Below are 24,571 nucleotides of genomic sequence, written 5' to 3'. Positions count from 1 at the left end.
CCCTGCAGGGTCAGCGGAAGCGGAGCGCGGTCGGCCCCTGCACCTTCGAGCCACGGCGCTGCTTGGCCGGCATGGCGGCGAGCTTCTCGCGCAGCTCGACGGCGTAGGCGGCGAGCGCCTCCACCAGGTCGGGCACCGAGGCGTGCTGCGGCTGCACGTCGACCCGCAGGCCGAACTCCGTCGCGGTCTCCGCCGTCTTGGGCCCGATGACCGCAACAACGGTACGCGCGTGCGGCTTCCCGGCGATACCGACCAGGTTGCGCACCGTCGAGGAGGACGTGAAGAGCACCGCGTCGAACCCGCCCGACTTGATCGCGTCCCGGATCTCGGCGGGCGGCGGCGCGGCCCGGACGGTCCGGTACGCGGTCACGTCGTCGACCTCCCAGCCGCGCTCGGTGAGCCCGGCGGCGAGGGTCTCGGTGGCGATGTCGGCGCGCGGCAGCAGCACCCGGCCCACCGGGTCGAGCACCTCGTCGTGCGGCGAGAACTCGGCCAGCAGGCCCTCCGAGGACTGCTCACCCGAGGGGACCAGCTCCGGCTGGATGCCGAAGGCGCGGACCGCCTCGGCGGTCGCCTCACCGATGCAGGCGATCTTGACGCCACCGAAGTGGCGGGCGTCCAGGCCGTGCTCGGCGAACTTCTCCCAGACCGCCCGGACCGCGTTCACCGAGGTGAAGATCACCCAGGCGTACCGGCCGTCGACCAGGCCCTTGACCGCCCGCTCCATCTGCGCCGGGGTACGCGGCGGCTCGACCGCGATGGTCGGCACCTCGCACGGGATGGCCCCGTACGCGCGCAGCCGCGCGCTCATCACGCCGGCCTGCTCCTTGGTCCGGGGGACGAGCACCTTCCAGCCGTACAGCGGGCGGTTCTCCCACCAGCTCAGCTTGTCCCGCTGACCGACGCCCTCGCCGAGGGTGAGCACCACCCGGCCGGTGAAGCCGAGCGCCGCCGCGACGAAGGATTCCACGGTCGACGTGGTGGTGTACTGCGTCTCGCCGGTGCCGTCGCCGGTCACGCCGACGCCGGTGGTGCCGTCCACCCCGGCGGCCAGCAGGCCGTCCCGGACGGCGGCCAGGTCACCGGCGTCCACGGCCAGGGCCAGCGAGCCCCGGGTGACGGCGGCGGCGAGCGCGTCGAAGTCCAGCGTGCTGACGTCCTCGACGTCGGCGACGGTGCGTACGCCCGGCAGCGGGACGCCCGCGTAGGTGGCCACGCCCGCGGCCTGGCCCACCCCCGGCACCACCTCGAAGTGCGCGGCGGTGCGCGCCACCGCCTGCACCTCCTTGACCACCGAGTCGTGGCCGAACGGGTCGCCGGCGACCAGGTGCACCGCGTTCTGCCCGGAGCGGGCGGCGGAGATCAGCACCTTCGCCACGTCCCCTGGCACACCCTCGGCGGGGCTGAACTCGGCGTCGGACCTGGCCTGGGCGCGGACGTGCGCCAGCAGCGACTCGGGGACTCCCCGGTCGTAGACCACCTGGTCGGCCTCGACCAGGGCGTCCAGCGCCCGGCGGGTCAGCAGGCCCGGGTCACCGGGGCCGGCCCCGACGAACGCGATCCGGCCTACGGGCTTACGGGTGCGGGTCATTCTGTGCTCCCAAGTTGCTGGGTCCCCGGGCCGGCGTGTCCTTCTTGGCCGAGGATCGAGTCGGCGCCGAGTTCGAGGAGTTCGGCGGCGAGTGCCTTGCCGATCTCCGCCGCGTCGGCGGGCGTTCCGGTGCGGGACAGCCGGAGGTCACGAGTACCGTCCGGGCTGATCACCGCCCCGCGCAGGTAGATCTCTTCACCGGTCTCACCCTCGGCGAGTTCGCCGTAGGCGGCCACGGGTGCGCTGCACCCGGCCTCCAGGGTGGCCAGCAGGGCCCGTTCCGCGACGACCGCGGCTCGGGACGGTGCGTGGTCGAGCGCCGCGAGCAGCGCGACCAGGTCATGGTCGTCGGCCCGGCACTCCACCGCCAGCGCGCCCTGGGCGGGCGCGGGCAGCATCAGCATCGGGTCGAGCGTCTCGGTGATCACGTCGGTCCGGCCGATCCGGGCCAGCCCGGCCCGGGCCAGCACGACCGCGTCGAGGTCGGCGTCCGGGCCGAGCACCCGGCCCAGCCGGGTGCCGATGTTGCCGCGGATCGGCGTGACCTCCAGCTGCAGGCCGAGGGCGTGCAGCTGGGCGATGCGGCGCAGCGCGCCGGTGCCGATCCGCGCACCGGGCGGCAGCTCGGCGAGGGTACGGCCGTCCCGGGCGACCAGCGCGTCCCGCGGGTCCTGCCGCGGCGGCACCGCCGCGATGTGCAGGCCCGGGGCGCCTGCGGTGGGCAGGTCCTTGTAGGAGTGCACCGCGAAGTCGATGGTGCCGGCGGTCAGCGCGTCGCGCAGCGCCGACACGAACACGCCGACGCCGAGCCGGTGCACCGGGGCCGTGGAGCGGTCCCCGGCGGTGATCACCTCGACCAGCTCGACCGGCCGGCCGGCGGCCGCGGTCAGGGCCTCGGCGACGTGCCCGGACTGGGCCATCGCCAGGGCGCTGCCCCGGGTACCGAGGCGCAGGGGGGCGTTCATCGCTCACCTCCGGAGGTCGGGACGTCGGCGGTCGCGGTGCCGGGCACCTCGGCCACCGCGAAGGACGGCCGGCCGGCACGCTCCGGCTCCACCACGTCGGGAACGGTGTCGACCGGCGAGGTCTGCGGCACCTGGAGGTCGAACAGCTCGCGCAGCAGCGCCGCGTACTGGTCGCCGCCCGGCTCGGCGGCGAGCTGGCGGACCCGCACGGTGGGCTGGTGCAGCAGCCGCTGCACCACCCGGTGCACCGTCCGGGCGACCTCGGCGCGCTGGTCGTCGGTGAGGTCGGGTCGGCGCTGGGCGAGCCGCCGCAGCTCGGCGGTGACCACGTCGTCGGCGCGCCCGCGCAGGGCCGCGACGGTGGGTGCCACGTCCGCTCCGCGCAGCCAGGACAGGAACGCCTCCACCTCGGCGGTGACGATCCGGGTGACCTCGGCGGCGTCGGCGGCGGCCGGCCCGTCGGCGAGGACGGCGGCCATCCGGTCGATGTCGATGACCTCGACCCCGGGCAGCTCGGCGACGCCCTCCTCGACGTCGCGGGGCATGGCGAGGTCGAGCAGCACCAGCGGCCCGCGCCCGGCGGCCCGGCCGCGCAGCGCCCGGGTCACCACGTCCAGGGTGAGGACCGGTTCGGTGGCCGCCGTGGCGGCCACTACGATGTCCACTGTGGCGAGCGCGGCGACGAGTTCGGCCATCGGGACCGCCTGCGCGCCGTACGACTCGGCCAGCCGCACCGCCCGTTCGGCCCCCCGGTTGGTGACGGTGAGCGGCCCGGCACCCAGCCGGGACAGCGTCGCCACGCCGAGCGAGCCCATCGCCCCGGCCCCGACCACCATGGCCGCCCGCCCGGCGAGGTCGCCGTCGAGGTGGCCGGCGGCCAGCTCCAGCGCAGCGCTGACCACGCTCTGGCCGGCCCGGTCGATGTTGGTCTCGGCGTGTGCCCGCTTCCCCACCCGCAGCGCCTGCTGCATCAGCTCGTGCACCAGCCGGCCGGCCGAGTCCGCCCCGGCGGCCCAGTGGTACGCGTCGCGGAGTTGGCCGAGGATCTGTGCCTCGCCGACCACCATCGAGTCGAGGCCGGCGGCGACCCGGAAGACGTGGTCGACCGCGGCGGCGTCGTAGTGCACGTACAGGTGGTTGGCCAGGGTGGCCGGCGGGGCGCCGGCCTGCTCGGCGAGGACCGCGCAGATGTCACCGAGGCCGCCGTGGAAGCCGGAGACCGCCGCGTACACCTCCACCCGGTTGCAGGTGGAGACGAGCACGGCCTCGGCGACGTACGGCTGTGCGACGAGCCGGTCGAGCATCCGGGTGAGTTCGGCGGGTGCCACCGCCAGCCGCTCCAGGGTGGCGACCGGGGCGGTGCGGTAGGACGCGCCGACGACGAGCAGTTTCACGTGCCGATCGCCTCCTGGGTGTCGGTGGCCGCAAGCCCGCCGGGCAGGGCGGTCAGGCCGGTCCCGCCGGTGACGGGGAGCGCGGTCAGCGATGCCTTGCGGTGCTCGTGGAAGGACAGGATCTGCAACTCGATGGCGAGGTCGACCTTGCGCACGTCGACACCGTCCGGCACCGAGAGTACGCACGGCGCGAAGTTGAGGATGCTCGTGACGCCGGCGGTGACCAGTTGGTCGGCGACCGCCTGGGCGGCCGGCGCCGGGGTGGCGATCACGCCGATCGAGATCGACTCCTCGGCGGCGACCCGGGGCAGCTCGTCGACGTGCCGGACGACCAGGCCGTTGATCTCCTTGCCGACCCGGACGCGATCGGCGTCAAAGAGGGCGGCGATGCGGAAGCCGCGGCTGGCGAAGCCGTCGTAGCCGGCCAGGGCGTGACCGAGATTACCCACGCCGACCAGCGCGACCGACCGGCACTGGGTGAGCCCGAGCACGTACTCGATCTGCTCGATCAGCAGCCCGAGGTCGTAGCCCACCCCCCGGGTGCCGTACGAGCCGAGCTGGGAGAGGTCCTTGCGGAGCTTGGCGGAGTTCACCCCGGCGGCGCTGGCCAGCCCCTCGCTGGAGACCGTCTCGTGCCCGGCCTCGGCGAGGTGGTGCAGGGCACGGAGGTATTCCGGGAGCCGCGCGACGGTCGCCTCCGGCAGGTCCGGGAGCGCCGGTACGGCACCGGCGCGGCCGGGCGCGCCAGGGTGACGATGCTGACTCATGAGACTCCGTGCGGTGCGATCCTCGGCCGGCTCCGTAGCCCGGCCAATTCGGGACCCCCGCGCGCGGCCGGATTCACCGGTCGTGCTAGCGGGGCGCGTCGGAACTACAGCGTAGGCGCTTGTGAAGACGCGCACAAATCGCGATCTTGCTGACTCGCGACGCCCCTCCACCAGCTCCTCCATTCCACAAGATCGATCCGGTCGCCCCCGCCGACGCCGCCCGACGATTATTGCTCATTTACGACTTCTCTGACCAATCGCGCGCGTGTCGTCGCGCTGCGTGTGCACACCGACGGGGCGCATCTCACGTTTCGGGCCGGCGCGCTTCGGCGGCGGGGTAGGGAAAACCCCACCCCGGAGACACCGGCCTGCGGGATGGGCCGGGCCGCCGGGCGCTCCTAGCCTGGGTGCATGACCGCCGTATCCCTGGACACCGTCCCGTCGCCGCTGGGCGGCGTGGCCCGCCGGCTGCTGCACGACTCCGCGTACGTGCTGCTCGGCCTCCCGATCGCGCTGGCCGGCTTCGTGGTGGCGATGGCGGGAATCTCCCTCAGCGCCGGCCTCCTGGTGACCACGCTGGGCCTGCCGGTCCTCGCCGGCACCCTGTACGCCACCCGCGCCCTGGCCGACGTGGAGCGGTTCCGGCTGCCCGGCGTGCTGCGCCAACCCCGGGTACGCCCGGTCTACCGCGGCCCGCGCCCCGGCGCCGGGTTCTGGGCCCGGGTCCTCACCCCGGTACGCGACGCGCAGTCCTGGCTCGACTTCACCCACGCGCTGTTCAAGCTCCCCGTGGCGCTGCTCACCTTCGTCCTGCTCCTGGTCTGGTGGGCGGTCGCCGTCACCGGCTCGCTCTACTGGGTGTACGACTGGGCCATCCCGCGCGGGCCGGGCGACCAGGATCTCAGCCAGCTGATCGGGATGGGCGACGGCGCCGCCGCGCGGATCTTCCTGAACGTCGCCATCGGGGTGTTCTGCCTGTTCACCCTGCCGCTGGTGGCGCGCGGCTGCGCCGTCCTCCAGGCCGCCTTCGCCCGGTCCCTGCTGACCGGGGTGGCCGAGATGCGCAACCGGATCAGCACCCTGGAGGACCAGAAGCAGGCCGCCGCGTCCGCCGAGGCGACCGCCCTGCGCCGGCTGGAGCGGGACATCCACGACGGCCCCCAGCAGCGGCTGGTCCGGCTCGCGATGGACCTGAGCCGGGCCCGGCAGCAGCTCGCCGGCGACCCCGAGGCCGCCGGCCGGACCCTGGACGAGGCGGTCGCCCAGACCCGGGAGACCCTGAGCGAGCTGCGCACCCTGTCCCGGGGCATCGCCCCGCCGATCCTGGTCGACCGGGGGCTGCCCAGCGCGCTGGCCGCCCTCGCCGGCCGCTCGCTGGTCCCGGTGGAGCTGGCCGTCGAGCCCGACCTCGGCACCCCCGCCGGGCGGCTCGATCCGGCGGTGGAGAACAGCGCGTACTTCGTGGTCGCCGAGGCGCTCACCAACGTGGCCAAGCACAGCGGGGCGACGCGGTGCCAGGTGACCGTCACCCGCCGGGTGGGCCGGCTGGAGATCGCCGTCGTCGACGACGGGGTGGGCGGCGCGCACCTGGCCAAGGGGCACGGGCTGGCCGGGGTGGCCGACCGGGTCCGGGCCACCGGGGGGACGCTGGACGTGGTCAGTCCGGCCGGCGGCCCCACCGAGCTGCACGTCGAGCTGCCCCGGTGAGCCCGCGTGCCCTGCGGGTGGTGCTGGCGGACGACGCCGTACTGCTCCGGGAGGGGCTGGTCCGGCTGCTGACCGAGTCCGGGCACCAGGTGGTGGCCGCGGTCGGCGACGGGGACGCGCTGGTGGCGGCGGTGGTCACGCACCGGCCCGACGTGTCGCTGGTGGACGTCCGGATGCCGCCGACGCACACCGACGAGGGGCTGCGCGCGGCGGTCACCGCCCGCCGGCTGGTGCCGCGTACGCCGGTCCTGGTGCTCTCCCAGTACGTCGAGGTGTCGTACGCCGACGACCTGCTGGCCACCACCGGCGGGGCCGGCGGCGGCGGGATCGGCTATCTGCTCAAGGACCGGGTCGCCGCGATCGACGAGTTCCTCGACGCGCTGGCCCGGGTGGCCGACGGGGGCACCGTGCTCGACCCGGAGGTGGTCGCCCAGCTCCTGGTGCGGCGCCGCCGCGACGACCCGCTGGCGGCCCTCACCCCGCGCGAACGCGAGGTGCTGGCCCTGATGGCCGAGGGCCGCTCGAATCCCGGCATCGCCCGCGCCCTGGTGGTCAGCGACGGCGCGGTGGAGAAGCACATCCGCAACATCTTCACCAAGCTCGACCTGCCCCCCGACGCCGACGACCACCGCCGGGTCCTGGCCGTCCTCGCCTACCTCCGGCCGTGACCCGGGTCAGCGGAGGGTGCGGGCGAGGGTCACCGCCCCGGTGAGGGTGTCGGCCACCGGGTGGGGGGAGGTGCGCAGGCGGGCGGGGTCCGAGAAGCCGCCGGCGTAGAGGACGCAGCGGGCGCCCACCGACACCGCGGCGTCCGCGTCGTCCATCGAGTCGCCGATCAGCACCACCTCACGGCCGGTCAGGCCCAGCTCGGCGAGGTGCTTCTCCAGCCACTCGGCCTTCGGGCCGCCGCCGACCTGGGCGCGCAGCCCGTCCACCCGGGTGAAGTGCGGCGTCAGCCCGTACGTGTGCACGGTGGGCACCAGCTCGTCGTGGAACCACATGGAGAGCAGGGACTGGCTGCCCGGCCAGGCGTCGATCGCCGCCGTCGCGTCGTCGGCCAGCGTGCAGCTGGCCAGCCCCGCCCGGTACGCGTCGTGAAAGATCCGGTCGAGGGCGCCGAACGCCTCGGCGTCGATCGCCCGCCCCAGCATCTCCGCGTAGTAGTCGGCGATCGGCCGGCGGAACCGGACCCGGTGCTCCTCGCTGGTCACCGCCGGCCCGCCGGCGCTGGCGAAGGCCGCGTTGGTGGCCTTGACCACCAGGTCGAGGTCGTTGAGCAGGGTGCCGTTCCAGTCCCACACCAGGTGACGCCGCGTCGAGGTCATCCTTGGACGATAAGGCTCCGGTCAAAGCTGCGGCGTGGTCAGGTCGCGCAGCAGGCGGTCCTCCTCCACCCGCCAGTAGCCGTGCTCCTTGCCGTCCAGCAGCACCACCGGCAGCCGGTCGCCGTACTCCCGCTCCAGCTCGACGTCGCCGGTGACGTCCTTCTCGACCCACCGGTCGCCGGTGACCGCCACCACCCGGTCCAGCGCCGCGCGGGCCTCCTCGCACAGGTGACAGCCGGGTCGGGTGATCAGGGCGAGCCGGGCGTCACTGGACATCTGGCACCTCCGGGTGGCGGCCGGCGGGAGCCGGCGGGCGGAGGCCGGCCGGGGCCGACCGCAGTTGGGTCTTGCGTACCTTGCCGATCACCGAGCGCGGCAGCGAGTCGACGAACTCGACGTCGGTCGGGCACTTGAACCGGGCCAGGTTACGGGCACAATGCGCGAGCAGCTCCGCCCCGGTCACCGACCGGCCGGGCACCGGCACCACGTACGCCCGGACAGTCTCCCCGGTCCGCGGGTGCGGCGCACCGAGGACCGCCGACTCGGCCACCGCCGGATGCGCGTCGAGCACCAGCTCCACCTCGTGCGGATAGACGTTGAACCCGTTGACCAGGATCAGCTCGCCGAGCCGGTCGACCAGGAACAGGTCCCCGTCCTCGTCGGCGTAGCCGACGTCCCGGGTCGGCCACCAGCCGTCGGCGTCCGGCCCGCCCCGGCCGTCCGGCCAGTAGCCGGAGAAGAGGTTCGCCCCGCGGACCACGATCTCCCCCGGGTCGGTCCCCGGCGACTCCACCGCCAGGTCCGGCTCGTCGGGGTCGTCGTCCGGCTCCGGCCCGGCGTCCGGCCAGAGCACGGTCCCGTCCGGGCCGACCAGGCGCAGCTCGACGCCGGGCAGCGGCCGGCCGACCGAACCGGGCTTCGGCTCGCCGCCGACCAGCGTCGAGGTGAGCACCGGGGCGGTCTCGGTCAGGCCGTACCCGACGTGCACCGGGTGGCCGGTGGCCTCGGTGAAGCGGGCCGCGACCGCCGGCTCCAGCGGCGCCGCGCCGCAGACCGCGACCCGGACCGTGGCCAGCGCCGCGGTCACCCGCGCGGCGTCCGCGGTGGACCAGGCCAGGAACATCGACGGTACGCCGACCAGCACGCTGACCGCGTGCCGGGCGAGCACGTCCAGCCCGCCGTCGGGCCCGAGCTCGTCGACCAGCACCCCGGTCGCCGCGTGGTGCAGCACCGCGCCGAGCCCCGAGTTCAGCCCGTACGCGTGGAACAGCGGCAGGGCGAGCAGCACGTTGTCGTCCGGCCCGACCACGGGCGGATCGATCCGGTCGACCTGCTCATGGTTGGCGGTCAGCGCCCGGTGCGACAGCATCGCGCCCTTGGGCTGCCCCTCGGTGCCGGAGGTGTACAGCAGCACCGCCAGGTCCTCCCCGCCCCGGGCGGGGAACCGGTCCGGGGCGGCGGCGGTCGGCGGCGTGGTGTGCACGGCGGTGAGCGCCGGCAGCTCCGCCGCGACCCCGGCGACCCGGTCCCGGACGTCCGCCGTGCAGATCAGCGTCGTCGCCCCGGAGTCGGCGAGCACATGCCGCAACTCCCGTGCGGTGAGGCCCGGGTTCAGCGGTACGGCCACCAGCCCGGCGCGCACCGCGCCGAGACAGGCCAGCACGAAGTCGGGCGTGTTGGGCAGCGCGACGGCGATCCGGTCCGGCCGGTCCCCGGCCCCGGTCGTCGCGCCGGCCAGCGCACCGGCGACGGCGGTCACCGCCGCGTCCAGTTCGGACCAGGTCAGGGTCTGCTCCCGCCAGATCAGGGCGGGACGCGCACCGCGGTCGGCGGCGGCCCGGCCAAGCCGGTCGGCGAGGTTCGGCGCGCGGTCGTCTGCTGCGTCCTGCACGGTCGCTGAGTCTGGCACAGCGCGCCACCGGCGGACCATGCCCGCGTCCGCCCGGGGACCGTCCGGCGGCCCGCCGGGCACCGGGTACCCGAGCCGTCGCCCCGGTCCGACCAGGAGGTTCGTTCGCGTACCGACCCGATCGTGAAAGTCAACCGCACACGACGGACAACCGGTCCGCCACTGGTGCGTCGTCCGGAGAAATACTTCCGCTCTGTGTAACGGACTTGCCACCCGCGGGTGACGTTGGCCCTATCATCACTCGGGTCGGCTCACCCCATTTGCCGTGAGTCGACACCCCTCAGCCCGAGGAGGCCCCCGTGCCCGTGAGCGCATTGGACCAGCACCTCAAGGGGATCTGCCGCCCGCCGGCACGTCCCGGACCGACGCTGCCCGACGGTGGCAGATCCGGTCCCGTCACGGCCGCGCCGTGGCGCACGGTGCGACCGACAGCCCACCGGACAGGGGAGGCACGGTGACCACCTTCGGCTACGCGGACCGGCCGGCGGGCCTGACCGGCCCGACGCCCCGGACGGGGATCAACGAGCGGCTGACCGGCACCACCGAGGACACCGGGGGCCTCGCCGCCCGGGGGGACGAGTCCCGCCTGGCGCGCAACCGGTCGTCCCAGCACAACGAGGCGCCACCCAGACCGGCGGCCCCCGGCGGCAACGCCATCCCGGCCGGCCGGGTGGTCACCCCGACCCGCCCCATGATGCCCTCGCAGGGCCGGCGGTCCGCCGAGACACCCGTGTCGGTGGACCCGTCCACCTCGGAGACGGCGGTCCTGCCCGCCGTCCGGCCGGACGGCTCCGCCGCGGAGACCGCGGTCCTGCCCGCCGTCCGGGACGTGGCCCCCGCCACCGGCTACCCGAGCCGGCCCGACCCGTCGGACCCGGCCACCGAGGTCTGGACGCTGGTGGAGCGGGCCCAGGCCGGCGAGTCGGAGGCGTTCGGCCTGATCTACGACCGGTACGTGGACACCGTCTTCCGCTTCGTCTACTTCCGGGTCGGCAACCGGCAGCTCGCCGAGGACCTGACGTCGGACACCTTCCTGCGGGCGCTCAAGCGGATCGGCAGCTTCACCTGGCAGGGCCGGGATCTCGGCGCCTGGCTGGTGACCATCGCCCGCAACCTGGTCGCCGACCACTTCAAGTCCGGTCGCTACCGGCTGGAGGTGACCACCGGCGACGTGCTGGACGCCGACCGGGAGGACCGCGGGCCCGAGGGCAGCCCGGAGGCGGCGGTGGTCGAGCACATCACCAACGTCGCCCTGCTCACCGCGGTGACCCGGCTCAACCCCGAGCAGCAGGAGTGCATCGTGCTGCGGTTCCTCCAGGGCTTCTCGGTGGCCGAGACGGCCCGGGCGATGGGCAAGAACGAGGGCGCGATCAAGGCCCTCCAGTACCGGGCGGTGCGCGCGCTGGCCCGGCTACTCCCGGACGGTTTCCAGCCCTGACCAGCTTGCGCGCACACCGGCCCGGTCCCCGCCGGCCGGCCACCCGCCGACCCCGCACCGGTCGTCCCGGCCCGCGCGGGCCGGGTCACCGCCGTCCCGGGCCCCGACCGCCGTCACGGCGCACGCCGGGCACCAGGTGAACGGCGAATCGACGCCGATCGCGGTCCGGTCCGGTGAAAGAGCTGTTCGGGGGCCTGCCGGCACGGTGACGACGATCACTGTCGGTGATTTCGGCGCTCCCCGCCCCGTAACTTGTGCCCGGTGCGGACCGTTTCTCCGGGTGCGACCGGTGGTTGCCCGGCGTCCCCCGGCCCACCCGGTTCGGAAACGCGGTCGACGCGGCCCTGTGCCGCTGGCGTACCGCCGCACCGGTCGCTGGTGATCAGCACGGCCGATCGGCCGTGACCCGCGAGAGGAGGTGCCTGCGGTGGACAGCGACCTCTTCTCCCGTCGGCGCGCCGAGCGCTTCTCCCAGCTTCTCGACGAGGCCGACGGCGGCCGGCGACACCACGTCCGCTCCCGCGTGGACGACCAGCTCGCCCCGCTCGTCGCGGTCAGCCAACGGCTGCGGACCGGACGGCCGGACGTCGAGGTCGACGCCCGCTTCCGGACCGGCCTGCGGGCGATGCTGGTCGCCACCGCCGAACGGGAGGGCATCGGGGCGGCCACCGCGGAACCCGCCCGGGCCACTGGCGGCCGCGCCACGGCCGGCACCTCGACCCGGGGCTCCTTCCTGCCCGCGGTGACCGCGCGGCGGGCCCGCGCCCGCGGCGCCGTCCTGGTCGGTGTCGCGGCCGGCGCGATCGCCCTCTCCGGCATCTCCGCGGCCAGCGAGAACGCGGTGCCCGGCGACGCGCTCTACGGCATGAAACGCTCGACCGAACGCGCGCAGCTCGCCCTGGCCAGCTCCGACATCAGTCGTGGGCAGCTCTTCCTGGACTTCGCCCGGACCCGCCTCGGCGAGGCCGCCACGCTGCGCGGCGACCGGCCCGCCTTCACCGCGGTGCTCGACGACATGGACGCCGACACCCGCCAGGGCGTACGGCTGCTCACCGCGACCGCCGCGCAGCGCGCGGAACCGGCCGGACTGGACTCGGTCGACGCGTTCCTGACCGGGCAGCGGCGGGAGCTGGCCGGCCTGCTGGGCACCGTCACCCGGGCCGAGCGGGACCGGACGCACCGGTCGATCGCCCTGCTCGACACGGTCCGCAAGCGGTCCGACGCGCTGCGCGCCGCGATCGCCTGCGACCTGCCCGCGTCCGGCAGCGATGCGCTGGGCCCGGTGCCCGAGGTCTGCCCCGGCGACCGCTGAGGCCGGCCCGGGTGCGGCCGCCCCGGGCGCCACCCGGTCCGGTGACCTGGCAGCCAGGCACGCCACACCTGCTGTTCGACCCGGTTGACCGGCGCCCGGCCCGGCTACGCTCGCGTAGGCCGTGTTTCATGAGGGCGGTCGAGCCGAGGGAGGGCACGTTGTCCCGCACCAGGAAGGTCACCGTCGCCACCGACCGCCACGGTCACACCACCGGCTGGGCGGAGACGGAGCAGGCGCCACCGCGCGAGGCCGACCCGACGGCGGCGGCCTTCTTCGACGTCGACAACACGATGATGCAGGGCGCGTCGATCTACTGGTTCGCGCGGGGGCTGGCCGCCCGCAAGTACTTCACCACCGGCGACCTGGCCCGGTTCGCCTGGCAGCAGGCTCGGTTCCGGCTGCTGGCCACCGAGCACGCCGGCGACATGTCGCAGGCCAAGGAGGCGGCGCTGGCCTTCATCGAAGGCTGGCGGGTGGACGACGTGGAACGGCTCGCCGAGGAGATCTTCGACGAGCTGATGGCGCCCCGGATCTGGGCCGGTACGCGCCGGCTGGCGCAGCGGCACCTGGCGGCCGGCGAGCGGGTGTGGCTGGTCAGCGCGGCCCCGGTGGAGATCGGCCGGGTGATCGCCGCCCGGCTCGGGTTGACCGGTGCGATCGGCACGGTGGCCGAGGTGGCGGACGGGGCGTACACCGGCCGGCTGGTCGGCGACCTGATGCACGGGCCGGCCAAGGCGGAGGCAGTCACCCAGCTCGCCGCGGTCGAGGGGCTGGACCTGGACCGGTGCGTCGCCTACAGCGACTCCGCCAACGACCTGCCGATGCTCTCCGCGGTGGGCCGGGCGGTGGCGATCAACCCGGACGGCGCCCTGCTCCGGCAGGCCCGGGAGCGGGGCTGGGAGGTGCGGGACTTCCGTACCGGTCGGCGGGCGTTCAAGATCGCCGTACCGTCGACCGCCGCGGCGGGGTTGCTGGCCGGCGCGGTCACCGCGGGCCTGGCGATGCAGCGCCGCCGCCACCGCACCGGCTGACCCGGGGCGGCACGTGGCCGGAAGCGGGCTTCCGGCCACGCCCCGGCACTCAGCCGTTCAGGTGGTAGTGCACCCCGAAGTAGCCCTCGTTCGCGTTGAAGTTGGACGCCTCCACCCCGATCCAGCCGTGGAAGGCGCCGTTGTCGCCGATGACCTGGAGCTGGGGCTTACGGTGCGAGCCGCCGGTGTAGCAGGTCGAGCTGGACAGGCAGCTGCACCAGTGCTCGTAGAAGTTCCGCCGCCCCGCCCTGGCGAGGTAGTAGCGGATCGGCGAGGCCGTGGTGCCTCCGCCGCAGGCCGAGCAGGCGGTGCTCGGCGCGCTCAACGTGCTACGGGAGAAGCGGACGAGCTGACTACGGGCCGAACGGGTCGGGGCGGCGTTCCAGCAGCTCGTAGAGGGTGTGCTGGATGGTCTCCCGGACCTGGTCGGCGATGTTGAACACCACCAGCGGGTCGTCGGCCGAGTCGGTGAGGTGGGCCGTCGGGATCGGCGGGCAGAACTGGATCAGCCACTTGCTCGGCAGCGGCACCATGCCCAGCGGCCCGAGCCAGGGGAAGGTCGGCGTCACCGGAAAGTACGGCAGCTTGAGCAGCCGGGCCAGCGGCTTGATGTCGGCGAGCATCGGATAGATCTCCTCGCCGCCGACGATGGCCACCGGCACGATCGGCGTACCGGTGCGCAGCGCCGCCGAGACGAAGCCGCCCCGGCCGAACCGCTGGAGCTTGTAACGGTCGGCGTAGAGCTTGCCGACGCCCTTGAAGCCCTCCGGGAAGACGCCGACCAGCTCGCCCGTGCCGAGCAGCCGCTCGGCGTCCGGGTTGCACGCCACCGTGCCGCCGGTCTTGCGGGCGATCTCGGACACCACCGGCATCCGGAAGACCAGGTCGGCGCCGAGCAGCCGCAGGTAGCGGCGGGCCGGGTGCTGGTCGTGCAGGGCGGCGGAGAGGATCAGCGCGTCCAGCGCCACCGTCCCGGAGTGGTTGCCCACCACCAGGCCGGCACCCGCGTCCGGCACGTGCTCCAGGCCGAACACCTCGGTGCGGAACCAGTCCCGGTAGAGCAGCCGCAGCAGCGGGTGGAAGACCGCCCCGGTCAGGTCCGGGTCGAACCCGAACTCGTCCACCTCGTAGTCACCGGAGAGCCGCCGGCGCAGGAAGGCCAGGCCGGCGGCGACCCTGCGGTCCCAGGGATCGCCGGGCCGGTCCGCCACCGCCGAACCGCCGGGCCGGCCCGTCGGGCCCGCAGCACCGGCCGGATCGGCGCCGGCGGCCTCCGCCGGGCCGTCCGTGGCGGCATCCTCCGTGGCGGCGCGGCCCATGGCCTCCGCCGGGTCGGCGCCGGCGCGGCCGGCGGCCTTCTTCGGGGCGGCCTTCTTCCCGGCGCTGGTGGGCGCGGTCCGCCGGTGCCCGTTGCGCCGGGCCGGCTCCGCGTCCGGTCCGGCCACGCCCAGCGGTACGTCGTACCGGCCGGGTTCGCGCCGTTCGTCGGTCACTGCCGCTCCTCCATGGTCGCGCGCACCTGCCGGATCCCCTCCAGGACGAGCTGCTCGGCGGCGGCCAACTGGCCCCGGCTGAGCAGCGATCCACCGTGGTGGGCGCGGATGAAGTCGGCGAAGGCCGCCGCGGTCGAGCGGGGCGTGAAGCCGTACTCACGCTCCAGCCGGGTGGTGTCGACGACCCGGCCGTGCACGAAGAGGTCGACCTGGTCCAGGCCGTACCGGCCGAAGCCGAGGTTGCGAGCCAGCGCGGCGGCCCCGGACAGGCCCGGCTCCAGCACCGGCACGGCGACCCGACCGGCCCGGCGGATCGCCTGGGAGAGGGAGAGCACCCCCGGACCGGCCACGTTGTACGTCCCCGGGTGCTCCTCGACGATCGACCGGTGCAGCACCTCCAGGGCGTCGTCGAAGTGCACGAACTGCAACCGCGGGTCGCGACCGAAGACGGTGGGCACCAGCGGCTGGGCGAAGTAGCGGGTGAGCGTGGTGTCCGCGGTCGAACCGATGAACGGGGCGAACCGCAGCACGGTGGCGGTGACGTCGGGCCGGCGCCGGCGGAACCCGCGGACGTACCCCTCGATGTCGAGGATGTCGCGGCCGAAACCGCCGCGCGGCACCTCGCGTGGCTCGGTCTCCTCGGTGAAGACGGCCGGGTCGCGGAACGACGCCCCGTACGCGGCGGTGGAGGAGCGGACGACCAGCTTGCGCAGCCGGGGCGCCCGCTGGCAGGCGGCGAGCAGCTGCATGGTGCCGATGACGTTCTGGTCCTTCATCGCCGACCGGCCGCCGTGCTGCGGGTCGGGGGCGCTGACCAGCGCCAGGTGCACCACCGCGTCGACCTCGAGGTCGGCGAGGAGGCCGCCGAGCGAGCCCAGGTCGAGCCGGACCCGCTCCACCCGGTCGAGCAGGTCGGTGACCTCCGGACCGGGTGAGGCGGGATCGACGCCGATCACCCGCTGGATCCGCGGATCGGTGGCCAGCCGGGCCGCGACGTGCGCGCCCAGGTAGCGGCCGACCCCGGTGACGACGACGACCCCCGGCGCACCGGAGGTGTCACCGGGGGTCATGTCGCGCTCCCACCTCGGCAGGCGGAATCGAGCCGGATCGTCCACGGCCTGATCACCTGAGCCTCCGAGGGTCGACAGTTGGCAGGTGCCGGGTAGCCGGGCCAGGCCCGGCCCCGGTCACTTGCCGAGACGGCGACGCTGGACGCGGGTCTTGCGCAGCAGCTTGCGGTGCTTCTTCTTAGCCATGCGCTTGCGGCGCTTCTTGACCACCGAGCCCATACGACAGCCTTTCGATACAACGTTCGGGGCGGGCCGTGCCGTCGCCACCGGGGTGGCGCGCACGATCGCTTCGGACAACGGACCGGACCAGCCAGCCGGGCGTCGGGGCGCACCACTGCGCGGTCACGGTCGGGGTCCAGGGTAGCGGGAGTGCGTCAGCAGGACCAACGCGACCCCGTCGATGCCCGTTACGTCGCACTCGGCGGTGCGCCCGGTGGCACCTCAGGCGGTCTCCTGAAAGGCGCCCCGGAGGTATTCGTGCACCGCGTGCTCGGGGACCCGGAACGACCGACCCACCCGGACAGCGGTGAGCTCACCGCTGTGCACCAGGCGGTAGACCGTCATCTTGGAGACCCGCATCACCGTCGCCACCTCGGCGACGGTCAGGAACCTGACATCCGACAGCCGACCGTCGGACTGCGACCCGGCCATGGCTCACCGACCCATCCCATGCCCGGCGCGTGCCACCGGCCGCGGAACTCCCGCTCCGACGGGCAACGCGCGTGTTACCAGTACGGTAGCGGGACGGCTGTGACCGGCGCGATCCCTTCCTGCGAATGATCATGCAGGATCGCCGGTTCACTCGACGTGAGCTGCGGTTTTCCGCCCGTTCGGGGTCGGCGTCCCGTTCACGGCACCGTCCCCTCAGCGGTGCGCGGCGACACCAGGCCGGGCCCTCACTCGGCGCGCAGGGCCACCACCGGGTCGAGCCGACCGGCCCGCTGCGCGGGCACCACGCCGAAGACGATGCCCACCGCCGCCGAGACGCCGAAGGCGAGCGCCAGCGACCACCAGGTGATCGCGGCGGGCACCGGCGAGAGCGCGTCGGCCGCCAGCGCCGCCCCCACCCCGAGCGCCATCCCGAGCAGCCCGCCGAGCGCGGTGAGCAGCACCGCCTCCAGCAGGAACTGGAGGCCGATGTCCCGGGGCCGGGCGCCGACCGCCTTGCGCAGGCCGATCTCCCGGGTCCGCTCCCGCACCGAGACCAGCATGATGTTGGAGACGCCCACCCCGCCCACCAGCAGCGAGATGCCGGCGATGGCGGCGAGCACCCCGGTCAGCACGCCGAGGATGTCCCCCAGCACGCCGAGGATCTGCTGCTGGGTGACCGCGCTGAACTCGGTGTCCGGGTGCCGCCGGGTCAGCTCGGCCACGATCCGGTCGCCGAGCGCGTCGATCCGTGCCCGGTCCGGCGCCTTGACCGCGATCCCGTCGATCCGTTGGGTGCCGTAGAGGCGGTGGGCGGCGGTGACCGGGATGTGCACCTCGTCGTCCCGGTCCACGCCGAGGCTCTGCCCGAGCGGCGCGAAGACCCCGATCACCCGGAACCGCACCCCGGCGATGCTGACCTGCTGGCCGATCGGGTCCCGGTCCGGGAACAGGGCGCCGGCCACCGACGCGCCGAGGACGGCCACCCGGCGGCTGGTGTCCACGTCGGAGGCGGTCAGGTAGCTGCCCCGGCCGAGCTGCCGGGTGAACACCGCCGGCGTCGTCTCCAGCACCCCCTGCACCGTGGTGAAGTCGGAACGGCGGCCGGCGCGTACCGTCTCGCCGGAGGCCACGGTGACCGCGACCCGCGCCGGGTCGCCGACCACCCGGGACACCGCGTCCACGTCGGCCAGGGACAGCCGGGAGACGGCGGGCGCCGCCCCGATGTCGAGCTTGCCCGGCACCACCACCAGCAGGTTGGAGCCGAGCCCCTCGACCTGCCGTTCCACCTCGCGCTTCGCGCCGGTGCCGATGGCCACCAGCAGCACCACCGAGGCGACCCCGATGATCACCCCGAGCATGGTGAGCGCGCTGCGCATCCGGTTGGCCCGCAGCGCGTCCAGCGCCACCCGCCACGCCTCGGCGAACCTCACCGGACCCCTCCCGCGGCGGCCGTGCTGTCCGAGACCACCGCGCCGTCGCGCATGACGATCCGGCGGCGGGCCCGGCCGGCCACCTCGTTGTCGTGGGTGACCATCACCAGGGCCACCCCGGACTCGGTGTTCAACTCCTCCAGCAGCGCCAGCACGGCCTGCCCGTTCGCGGTGTCCAGGTTGCCGGTCGGCTCGTCGGCGAGCAGCACCGTCGGGTCGGTGACCAGCGCCCGGGCGATCGCCACCCGCTGCTGCTCGCCACCGGAGAGCTGGTTGGGCCGGTGGTCCAGCCGGTGCCCGAGCCCGACCCGGCCGAGCATCGCGGCCGCGCGGTCGCGCCGCTGCCGGGCGCCCATCCCCCGGTAGACCAGGGGCAGCGCCACGTTGTCCACCGCCGAGGTCCGGGGCAGCAGGTGGAACGCCTGGAAGACGAAGCCGATCGTCCGGTTGCGCAGGGTCGCCAGCTCCGGCGGCGTCAGCGAGCCGACGTCCCGCCCGCCGATCACCAGCCGCCCGCCGGTCGGCCGGTCCAGCCCGCCGAGCAGGTGCATCAGGGTGGACTTGCCCGACCCGGACGGCCCGATCACCGCCACGTACTCGCCGGGGTCGACGGTGAGCGTCACCCCGCGCAGCGCCGGCACGGACACCCCGTCCAGCTGGTACGTCCGGGACACGTCGACCGCCTCGATCGCCGGCACCCCGGCCGGCAGCCCGGCGGTCACCGGCCCGCCCACCGGCCGGGCGCCCCGCTCACCGCAGCTCCTGCCCGGCCCGGACCCGGTCGGCGCCGCGCACCACGATCCGGTCGCCGGCCCGTACCCCGCTGACGATCTGCACCAGGTCCGGCCCCTGCACGCCGACGGTGACCGGCACCCGGTCCGCCCGGCCGTCCCGCAGCACCCAGACCGCGTCCCCGCCGTCGGCGGAGAAGACGGCCGAAGCGGGTACGGCCACCGCGTCGGCGGCCTCGCGTACCCGCAGGTGGACCAGGGCATTCATGCCGGGGCGCGGGGTGGGCGCGGGCTCCCCCTCGCCCTGGTGCCCCCGCTCCAGGGACAGCCGCACCCGGTACGTCACCCCGCCCCGGGCCGAGGTGCTGGGCAGCACGTCGACCGAGCGGACCCGGGCCTGGTAGGTCGCCCCGGTGACCGCGTCCAGCTCCACCGTGGCGGTCAGGCCCGGCCGGACCAGCAGCACGTCCGTCTCGTCGACCTCGGCGAGCAGGCCGAGCTGCCCGGTGTCCACGACGGTGAGCACCGGAGTGCCGGCGGTGACCCGGCCGCCCTGCGGCACCGCGTCGTCCACCCCGGCCGGCGGTCCACCCCGATCGGCCGGGGCGAAGGCCGACGGGTCGATGCCGGCCGCCGTGCCCCCGCCGGCCGCGCCGAGCAGCCCCGCCAGGTCGGCCGGCGCCGCGGCCCGGGTGCCACCGGGCTGCACCACCCCGGCGATCGGGGCGCGCAGGGTCAACGCGTCGACCGTCGCCTTCGCCAGGTCGTACGCCTGCTGGGCCTGGAGCCGCTGGGCGGTGGCGAGCGCGGCGACGGCCGAGTTCAGGTTGCGCACCCCGCGCTGCACCGAACGGACCGCCTCGTCGGCGGCCCGGGCGGCCGACTCGTACTGCCGCTGGGCGGAGTCCACCTGGACCAGCAGCGCGTCGCGCAGCCGCGGATCGCCGATCTTCCCGGCGGCGGCCCGGGCCGCGTCGTACGCCTCGGTCGCGGCCTTGTCGGTGCCCCGGCGGCGGCCGACCAGGCCGCCGCCACCCGACCCGCCCGCCCGTTGCGCGGCCTCGAGGGCGCGGCGGGCCTGGCGGAGCCGGTCCTGGGCGGACGGCGAGCTGACCACCGCCAGCACCTGACCCTTGCGCACCCGCTGCCCGGGTTGGACGCGCAGGCTGGCCAGGGTGCCGTCGGCCGGGGCGGTGAGGGTGGCGGCGGCCCGGGCGATCACCGTGGCCGAGGCGTCGATCACCTCGGTGACGGCGGCGCGGCCCACCTCGGCGAGGGCGACGGGCGACTGCTCACCACCGCAGGAGGCGGCCGTGGAGGCGGTCAGCGCGACGACGGCGACGAGAGCGGTGAGCAGGCGGGAACGGCGGGCCGCGGCTGACCGCGGCGGGTGGGTGCGGACCACCCGGACATGCTACGACCCGTCGACGACGATCGACGCGGTCAGACCGGGTCCCCGGCGACCCGGAGCAGGGTCTTGTCGACCGCCCAGAGAGCGACCAGCAGGACCGCGGGCGCGGGGCGACCGGCCAGCGCCAGCAGCACCGCCCCGGTGACGAAGCAGGCGGCCTGCGCGGCGAGCTTGGCCGGCGCGGGCAGCGCCACGGTGGCCCTCGGCGAGCAGAACAGGCCCCAGACCACGGCGATCAGCAGCGGCGCGCCGAGCCCGGCCAGCAGCCGGACCGGCCGGCCGGCGTCGAGGGTGAAACCCCACCAGCCGGCGGCGACGAGCAGGGCGAGTTCGAGCAGGAAGGCGAGCGCCAGCAGGATGACCTTCACGCCGACCGCCAGCCCCGGTACGCGGTGTCCAGGGTGGCCACCAGCTGGTCGAAGGAGCGGTCGAGGCCGCGCGGCAGGCCGAACCCGTCGGACGCCTCCAGCGTCACGAACCCGTGCACCGCGCTGCGGAAGATCCGGGCCGCGTCGGTGGCGTCGTCGCCGGTGAGGCCGTAGCCGCGCAGGATGGCGTAGACCGCGCCGAGGGCGCGCTCCCCCGCCGCCACGTGCTCCGGGTCGGCCACCGCCGGCACCCGCTGCGCCGCAAGGTACCGGCCGGGGTGCCGGTGGGCGTAGTCGCGCCAGGCCCCGGCCACCGCGCGCAGCGCGTCGGCGCCGGAGCGGCCGGCCGCCGCCGTGGTCACCGCGTCGGCCAGTTCGCCGACGGCGAGCGCGGCGAGCTTCTGGTCGAGCGCGTCCGCGCCCCGCACGTGCTTGTAGAGGCTGGGCAGCGCGACGCCGAGCCGGCCGGCGAGCGCGGCCAGGGTGAGCCGGTGGTAGCCGACCTCGTCGGCGAGCACGGCCGCCTCGCGGACCACGGTCGCCGGGGTCAGCCCCGCCCTAGGCACGGGCGGTCACCGCCAGGAACTCGACCAGGTCGGCGGCCGTGGCGTCGGGCTGGTCCGCGTACGGGTAGTGGCCGGAGTCGGCGATCATCCGGGCCTCGGCCGTGCCGAAGAGCCGCCGGGCGGCCCGCGCCTCCGCGCCCGGGTCGGGGAAGTCGGGATCCCGCGTACCCATCAGCACCAGCACCGGTTGCCGCACCTCGCCGGCGCGCGCGCTCCAGTGCGGGTCGGTCGGCGCGATGACCCCGCGCACCGCGGCCATCCGCCCGCGCAGCCGGGCCACCATCTCCCGGCGGTACGCGGCGTCGTCCGCCGGCCGGGCGGCCGGGAAGAGCGAGCGGTGGAAGAGCCCGAACAGCCGCGGGCTGCGCAGCACCGCCCCCTGGGCCAGCCGCAGGAACGGGCTCAGCTTCGGCGCGGAGACGAACGGGGCGATCTGCACCACGCCGCTGACCAGCTCGGGCGCGTCGGCGGCGGCGAAGACCACAGCCGCCGTGCTGGACGAGCTGCCGACCAGGGTGGCCGGGCCGCCGAGAGCGCGGACCACGGCGAGCAGGTCGCCACCGACCTCGGCCGGGGCGTACGAGGGCCAGTGCGGGCTGGAGTCGCCGTGGCCGCGTACGTCGATCGAGGCGACCCGGTAGCCGGCCGTCACCAGCCGGGGCACCAGGTGCCGGTAGGCCGCCCGGTTCTCCCCCATGCCGTGCGCGAGGACCACGAGCGGGCCCTCCCCGTGCGCCTCGTAGGAGACGGTCCCGCCGTCCCGCACCACCTGGCTAATCGTCATAGCCCTTAGGCTAACCTCATTAGCCTTGCTGGTCAAGGGTGCCCGGAAACGCGGCTGGCCCGGTCACCGCAAGCGGCGGTGACCGGGCCGGGGCAGCCGATCGGGACTACTTCTTGGAGATCAGGGCGCGGCCGAAGAACGCCAGGTTGGCGGGACGCTCGGCGAGCCGGCGCATCAGGTAGCCGTACCACTGGTCGCCATAGGGCACGTAGGTGCGCACCGTGTAGCCCTCGCCGACCAGCCGGGCCTGCTCCTCCGGGCGGATGCCGTACAGCATCTGGAACTCGAACCGGTCCGGGCCGCGGTCGAACCAGCGGGCCCGGTCCTCGCCGATCGCGATCAGCCGGGGGTCGTGGGTGGCCAGCATCGGATAACCGTCGCCGGACATCAGCACGTTCAGGCAGCGTACGTAGGACTTGTCCACCTCGCGGGCGGACTGGTACGCCACCGACTCCGGCTCCTTGTACGCCCCCTTGCACAGCCGCACCCGGGACCCCGCGCCGGCCAGCTCCCGGCAGTCCGACTCGGTCCGCCGCAGGTACGCCTGGAGCACCGCGCCGGTCGACGGGAAGTCCTTACGCAGCCGGGCCAGCACGTCCAGCGTCGAGTCGGTGGTGGTGTGGTCCTCCATGTCCAGGGTGACCGTGGTCCCCGCCGCGTCCGCCGCCGCGCAGATCGCCCGGGCGTTCTCGTACGCGAGCCGCTCGTCGATCATCTGCCCGAGCGCGGAGAGCTTCACGCTCACCTCGGCGTCCGGGGTCAGCCCGGCGGCGCCGAGCAGCCGCAGCAGCTTCACGTATTCGTCCCGGGTGGCGTTCGCCTGCTCCGGGTTGGTGGTGTCCTCGCCAAGGTAGTCGAGGGTGACCGCTTGGCCGCCGTCGACGAGCGCGCGGGTCGCGCGCAGCGCGTCGTCGGTGCCGGCGCCGGCGACGAACCGGCGGACGACGTCCCGGGTGAACGGGGCCGTCGCGACGAGCCGCTCGACCTGGGATGACCGGGAGGCGGCGAGGATGACGGAACGGAGCATGAGCCGAGCGTAACGCCCGCCCCGGACCCCCCGCCGAGCGGCGGCTCCCCACGTGAAAAGCGTGCAAGGAAGGGGCCGCTGTTAACGCATTTTGTATAGGAGGGGCCCCCGCCTGACACCCCACGGCGGGCGCGGATGAGCTACAACGATCATGTGGAACGACACCCCCGGCGCCGGCTCCGGTCGGCCACCGTGCAGCTCGGCGCGCTGACCGCCCTGGCGCTGGCCCTCTCCGGCTGCAACCTGACCGACGACGATGACGACTGCGCGCTCGGCCCGTCCGGTGGGGGCGGCGGGGACACCGTCGCGCTGGCGCTGTCGGCGCCCGCGGCGGTCGCCGCCCGCGGCGCGCCCGCGCCGGTCGCCGCCGCCGTGCCGGAGCGCGGCGGGTTCGGCACCCACCTCGCCTCCTGCGGCGGCTGAGGTGCGGCGGGAGCCGGTCACCCCGCGACCCGACTGGGACGCCACCATCCGCCGGCAGGGCCTGGTGTACGTCGACACCGAGCTGCCCGACGGCGGGGTGATGTCGTACTGGGACGAGACCGCCGCGTACGCGTTCGACCTCGACGAGGTGCTCCGGCTGGAGGAGGCGACCGAGGAGCTGCACCGGATGGCGGTGGCCGCCGCGGAGCACGTGGTGACCCGGGGCCGGTACGCCGAGTTCGGCATCCCGGAGCACGCCGCCGAGGCGGTGGCCCGCTCGCTGCGGGAGGGGCCGCCCAGCCTCTACGGCCGCTTCGACCTCCGGTACGACGGCTGCTGGCCGCCCAAGCTGCTCGAGTACAACGCCGACACTCCCACCTCACTGGTCGAGGCGGCCATCGTGCAGTGGTACTGGCTGGAGGACACCCGCCCCGAGGCGGACCAGTGGAACAGCCTGCACGAGCGGCTGGTCGGCGCCTGGGCCCGGATCGGCGCCGGGCTGCACGACCGCCGGCTGCACGTGGTGTGGTCCGACGAGGAGGAGACCGGCGAGGACCACATGACCGCCGGCTACCTGGCGGAGACCGCCCGCCAGGCCGGGCTGGCGGTGGAGCTGCTGCCGATCCGGCAGCTCGGCTGGACCGGCCGGCGCTTCGTCGACGCCGCGGACCGCCCGGTCACCACCTGCTTCAAGCTCTATCCCTGGGAGTGGATGCTGGCCGAGCCGTACGGCCCGCTGGCGTTGGCCCCGGGCACCCCGACCACCTGGATCGAGCCGGCGTGGAAGCTGCTGCTGTCGAACAAGGCACTGCTCGCCGTGCTCTGGGAGCTGTACCCCGGGCACGAGTACCTGCTGCCGGCGTACCTGGACTCGCCGCGCGGGATGCCGGAGTACGTGGCGAAGCCGCTGCTCGGCCGGGAGGGCGGTTCGGTGCGGATCGTCAGCGGCGGCGCGGAGTTCACCAATCCGGGGATCTACGGCGACGAGGGGTACTGCTATCAGGAGTTCCGGGCGCTGCCCGAGTTCGCCGGCAACCGTACGGTGCTCGGCAGCTGGATCGTCGACGGCGAGGCCGCCGGGCTGGGGGTGCGGGAGAGCGAAAGCCTGATCACCGATGGCTACGCGAGGTTCCTGCCGCACTACATCGACGCGCCGCGCGTACCGTGAGTCGTCTACC

At 74.9% G+C, this 24,571-nt stretch carries 26 protein-coding genes; 7 read left to right on the top strand and 19 right to left on the bottom strand.

Annotation, left to right across the window (positions count from 1 at the left end):
* Positions 1-10 precede the first annotated feature (10 nt).
* Genes AB0H57_RS03710 through AB0H57_RS03695 form a run of 4 tightly spaced genes read right to left on the bottom strand, consistent with a single transcriptional unit; the run spans position 11 to position 4,717 of the window.
* The gene (locus AB0H57_RS03710; RefSeq protein ID WP_357502276.1) at positions 11-1,591 is read right to left on the bottom strand and encodes a uroporphyrinogen-III synthase; all 1,581 of its coding nucleotides are present in this window, start codon (positions 1,589-1,591) and stop codon (positions 11-13) included.
* A complete protein-coding gene (gene hemC, locus AB0H57_RS03705; protein ID WP_357502274.1) occupies positions 1,588-2,556 on the bottom strand; it encodes a hydroxymethylbilane synthase in 969 nt (322 codons plus the stop codon). Before hemC ends, AB0H57_RS03710 begins: the two co-directional genes overlap by 4 nt.
* Complete coding sequence (locus tag AB0H57_RS03700) at positions 2,553-3,950, bottom strand: glutamyl-tRNA reductase (RefSeq protein ID WP_357502272.1); 1,398 nt, start codon at positions 3,948-3,950, stop codon at positions 2,553-2,555. Before AB0H57_RS03700 ends, hemC begins: the two co-directional genes overlap by 4 nt.
* Positions 3,947-4,717, bottom strand: coding sequence for a redox-sensing transcriptional repressor Rex (locus tag AB0H57_RS03695; RefSeq protein ID WP_357502270.1), 771 nt, complete (start codon positions 4,715-4,717; stop codon positions 3,947-3,949). Before AB0H57_RS03695 ends, AB0H57_RS03700 begins: the two co-directional genes overlap by 4 nt.
* A 411-nt stretch (positions 4,718-5,128) precedes the next feature.
* Between AB0H57_RS03695 and AB0H57_RS03690 the strand changes: the two genes are divergently transcribed.
* Both AB0H57_RS03690 and AB0H57_RS03685 read left to right on the top strand, forming a co-directional pair.
* A complete protein-coding gene (locus AB0H57_RS03690; protein ID WP_357502268.1) occupies positions 5,129-6,424 on the top strand; it encodes a sensor histidine kinase in 1,296 nt (431 codons plus the stop codon).
* An 11-nt stretch (positions 6,425-6,435) separates the two neighbouring features.
* Positions 6,436-7,092 (top strand): response regulator transcription factor, encoded by a 657-nt coding sequence (locus AB0H57_RS03685; protein WP_357502317.1) that lies wholly within the window; start codon positions 6,436-6,438, stop codon positions 7,090-7,092.
* A gap of 6 nt (positions 7,093-7,098) precedes the next feature.
* Here AB0H57_RS03685 and AB0H57_RS03680 read toward each other — a convergent pair whose 3' ends face one another.
* The 3 genes from AB0H57_RS03680 to AB0H57_RS03670 are packed head-to-tail and all read right to left on the bottom strand — an operon-like array spanning position 7,099 to position 9,679.
* Positions 7,099-7,749 (bottom strand): HAD hydrolase-like protein, encoded by a 651-nt coding sequence (locus tag AB0H57_RS03680; RefSeq protein ID WP_357502266.1) that lies wholly within the window; start codon positions 7,747-7,749, stop codon positions 7,099-7,101.
* Positions 7,750-7,770: 21 nt separating this feature from the next.
* Positions 7,771-8,025 carry a glutaredoxin family protein gene (locus AB0H57_RS03675; RefSeq protein WP_357502264.1) on the bottom strand — a complete coding sequence of 85 codons (255 nt, stop codon included), beginning with the start codon at positions 8,023-8,025 and terminating at the stop codon, positions 7,771-7,773.
* Positions 8,015-9,679 carry an AMP-binding protein gene (locus AB0H57_RS03670; protein ID WP_357502262.1) on the bottom strand — a complete coding sequence of 555 codons (1,665 nt, stop codon included), beginning with the start codon at positions 9,677-9,679 and terminating at the stop codon, positions 8,015-8,017. Before AB0H57_RS03670 ends, AB0H57_RS03675 begins: the two co-directional genes overlap by 11 nt.
* Before the next feature lie 433 nt (positions 9,680-10,112).
* Between AB0H57_RS03670 and AB0H57_RS03665 the strand changes: the two genes are divergently transcribed.
* The 3 genes from AB0H57_RS03665 to AB0H57_RS03655 all read left to right on the top strand — a co-directional run bounded on the left by AB0H57_RS03665 (position 10,113) and on the right by AB0H57_RS03655 (position 13,439).
* The gene (locus AB0H57_RS03665; RefSeq protein WP_357502259.1) at positions 10,113-11,096 is read left to right on the top strand and encodes an ECF subfamily RNA polymerase sigma factor, BldN family; all 984 of its coding nucleotides are present in this window, start codon (positions 10,113-10,115) and stop codon (positions 11,094-11,096) included.
* A 427-nt stretch (positions 11,097-11,523) separates the two neighbouring features.
* Positions 11,524-12,408, top strand: coding sequence for a DUF5667 domain-containing protein (locus tag AB0H57_RS03660; RefSeq protein ID WP_357502257.1), 885 nt, complete (start codon positions 11,524-11,526; stop codon positions 12,406-12,408).
* A gap of 128 nt (positions 12,409-12,536) precedes the next feature.
* Positions 12,537-13,439 carry an HAD-IB family hydrolase gene (locus AB0H57_RS03655; protein ID WP_357502255.1) on the top strand — a complete coding sequence of 301 codons (903 nt, stop codon included), beginning with the start codon at positions 12,537-12,539 and terminating at the stop codon, positions 13,437-13,439.
* Between the two features lie 49 nt (positions 13,440-13,488).
* Here AB0H57_RS03655 and AB0H57_RS03650 read toward each other — a convergent pair whose 3' ends face one another.
* The 12 genes from AB0H57_RS03650 to AB0H57_RS03595 all read right to left on the bottom strand — a co-directional run bounded on the left by AB0H57_RS03650 (position 13,489) and on the right by AB0H57_RS03595 (position 22,970).
* Positions 13,489-13,764 carry a hypothetical protein gene (locus AB0H57_RS03650; protein ID WP_357502253.1) on the bottom strand — a complete coding sequence of 92 codons (276 nt, stop codon included), beginning with the start codon at positions 13,762-13,764 and terminating at the stop codon, positions 13,489-13,491.
* 28 nt (positions 13,765-13,792) lie between these two features.
* The gene (locus AB0H57_RS03645) at positions 13,793-14,650 is read right to left on the bottom strand and encodes a lysophospholipid acyltransferase family protein (protein ID WP_357502315.1); all 858 of its coding nucleotides are present in this window, start codon (positions 14,648-14,650) and stop codon (positions 13,793-13,795) included.
* A gap of 278 nt (positions 14,651-14,928) precedes the next feature.
* Entirely contained in the window at positions 14,929-16,002 is a 1,074-nt protein-coding gene (locus AB0H57_RS03640; protein WP_357502251.1) for an NAD-dependent epimerase/dehydratase family protein, read from the bottom strand.
* A gap of 117 nt (positions 16,003-16,119) precedes the next feature.
* Positions 16,120-16,221 carry an AURKAIP1/COX24 domain-containing protein gene (locus AB0H57_RS03635; RefSeq protein WP_007465623.1) on the bottom strand — a complete coding sequence of 34 codons (102 nt, stop codon included), beginning with the start codon at positions 16,219-16,221 and terminating at the stop codon, positions 16,120-16,122.
* A 222-nt stretch (positions 16,222-16,443) separates the two neighbouring features.
* Positions 16,444-16,653, bottom strand: a complete 210-nt coding sequence (locus tag AB0H57_RS03630) for a helix-turn-helix domain-containing protein (protein ID WP_089005106.1) — start codon at positions 16,651-16,653, stop codon at positions 16,444-16,446.
* A 245-nt stretch (positions 16,654-16,898) separates the two neighbouring features.
* Positions 16,899-18,083: an ABC transporter permease gene (locus AB0H57_RS03625; RefSeq protein ID WP_357502249.1), complete on the bottom strand. Its 1,185-nt coding sequence runs from the start codon at positions 18,081-18,083 to the stop codon at positions 16,899-16,901.
* Positions 18,080-18,781, bottom strand: coding sequence for an ABC transporter ATP-binding protein (locus AB0H57_RS03620; protein WP_357502312.1), 702 nt, complete (start codon positions 18,779-18,781; stop codon positions 18,080-18,082). The genes AB0H57_RS03625 and AB0H57_RS03620 overlap by 4 nt, the downstream gene beginning before the upstream one ends.
* A 52-nt stretch (positions 18,782-18,833) precedes the next feature.
* Positions 18,834-20,219 carry an efflux RND transporter periplasmic adaptor subunit gene (locus tag AB0H57_RS03615; protein WP_357502247.1) on the bottom strand — a complete coding sequence of 462 codons (1,386 nt, stop codon included), beginning with the start codon at positions 20,217-20,219 and terminating at the stop codon, positions 18,834-18,836.
* A gap of 38 nt (positions 20,220-20,257) precedes the next feature.
* Complete coding sequence (locus tag AB0H57_RS03610; protein ID WP_357502246.1) at positions 20,258-20,593, bottom strand: YrdB family protein; 336 nt, start codon at positions 20,591-20,593, stop codon at positions 20,258-20,260.
* On the bottom strand, positions 20,590-21,159 hold the full coding sequence (locus AB0H57_RS03605; protein ID WP_357502244.1) for a WHG domain-containing protein: 570 nt from the start codon (positions 21,157-21,159) through the stop codon (positions 20,590-20,592). The genes AB0H57_RS03610 and AB0H57_RS03605 overlap by 4 nt, the downstream gene beginning before the upstream one ends.
* Positions 21,152-21,943, bottom strand: coding sequence for an alpha/beta hydrolase (locus AB0H57_RS03600; protein ID WP_357502242.1), 792 nt, complete (start codon positions 21,941-21,943; stop codon positions 21,152-21,154). Before AB0H57_RS03600 ends, AB0H57_RS03605 begins: the two co-directional genes overlap by 8 nt.
* A 106-nt stretch (positions 21,944-22,049) precedes the next feature.
* Entirely contained in the window at positions 22,050-22,970 is a 921-nt protein-coding gene (locus tag AB0H57_RS03595) for a proline dehydrogenase family protein (RefSeq protein ID WP_357502240.1), read from the bottom strand.
* A gap of 135 nt (positions 22,971-23,105) precedes the next feature.
* Between AB0H57_RS03595 and AB0H57_RS03590 the strand changes: the two genes are divergently transcribed.
* Both AB0H57_RS03590 and AB0H57_RS03585 read left to right on the top strand, forming a co-directional pair.
* Positions 23,106-23,393: a hypothetical protein gene (locus AB0H57_RS03590; protein WP_357502238.1), complete on the top strand. Its 288-nt coding sequence runs from the start codon at positions 23,106-23,108 to the stop codon at positions 23,391-23,393.
* Between the two features lies 1 nt (position 23,394).
* Positions 23,395-24,561 (top strand): glutathionylspermidine synthase family protein, encoded by a 1,167-nt coding sequence (locus AB0H57_RS03585; RefSeq protein ID WP_357502236.1) that lies wholly within the window; start codon positions 23,395-23,397, stop codon positions 24,559-24,561.
* Positions 24,562-24,571: the final 10 nt, after the last annotated feature.

Source organism: Micromonospora sp. NPDC050686 (assembly GCF_040654475.1).
Classification (GTDB): Bacteria; Actinomycetota; Actinomycetes; order Mycobacteriales; family Micromonosporaceae; genus Micromonospora.
The sequence above is the reverse complement of the archived record's forward strand: the minus strand, read 5'-3'. Positions and strand labels throughout refer to the sequence as shown.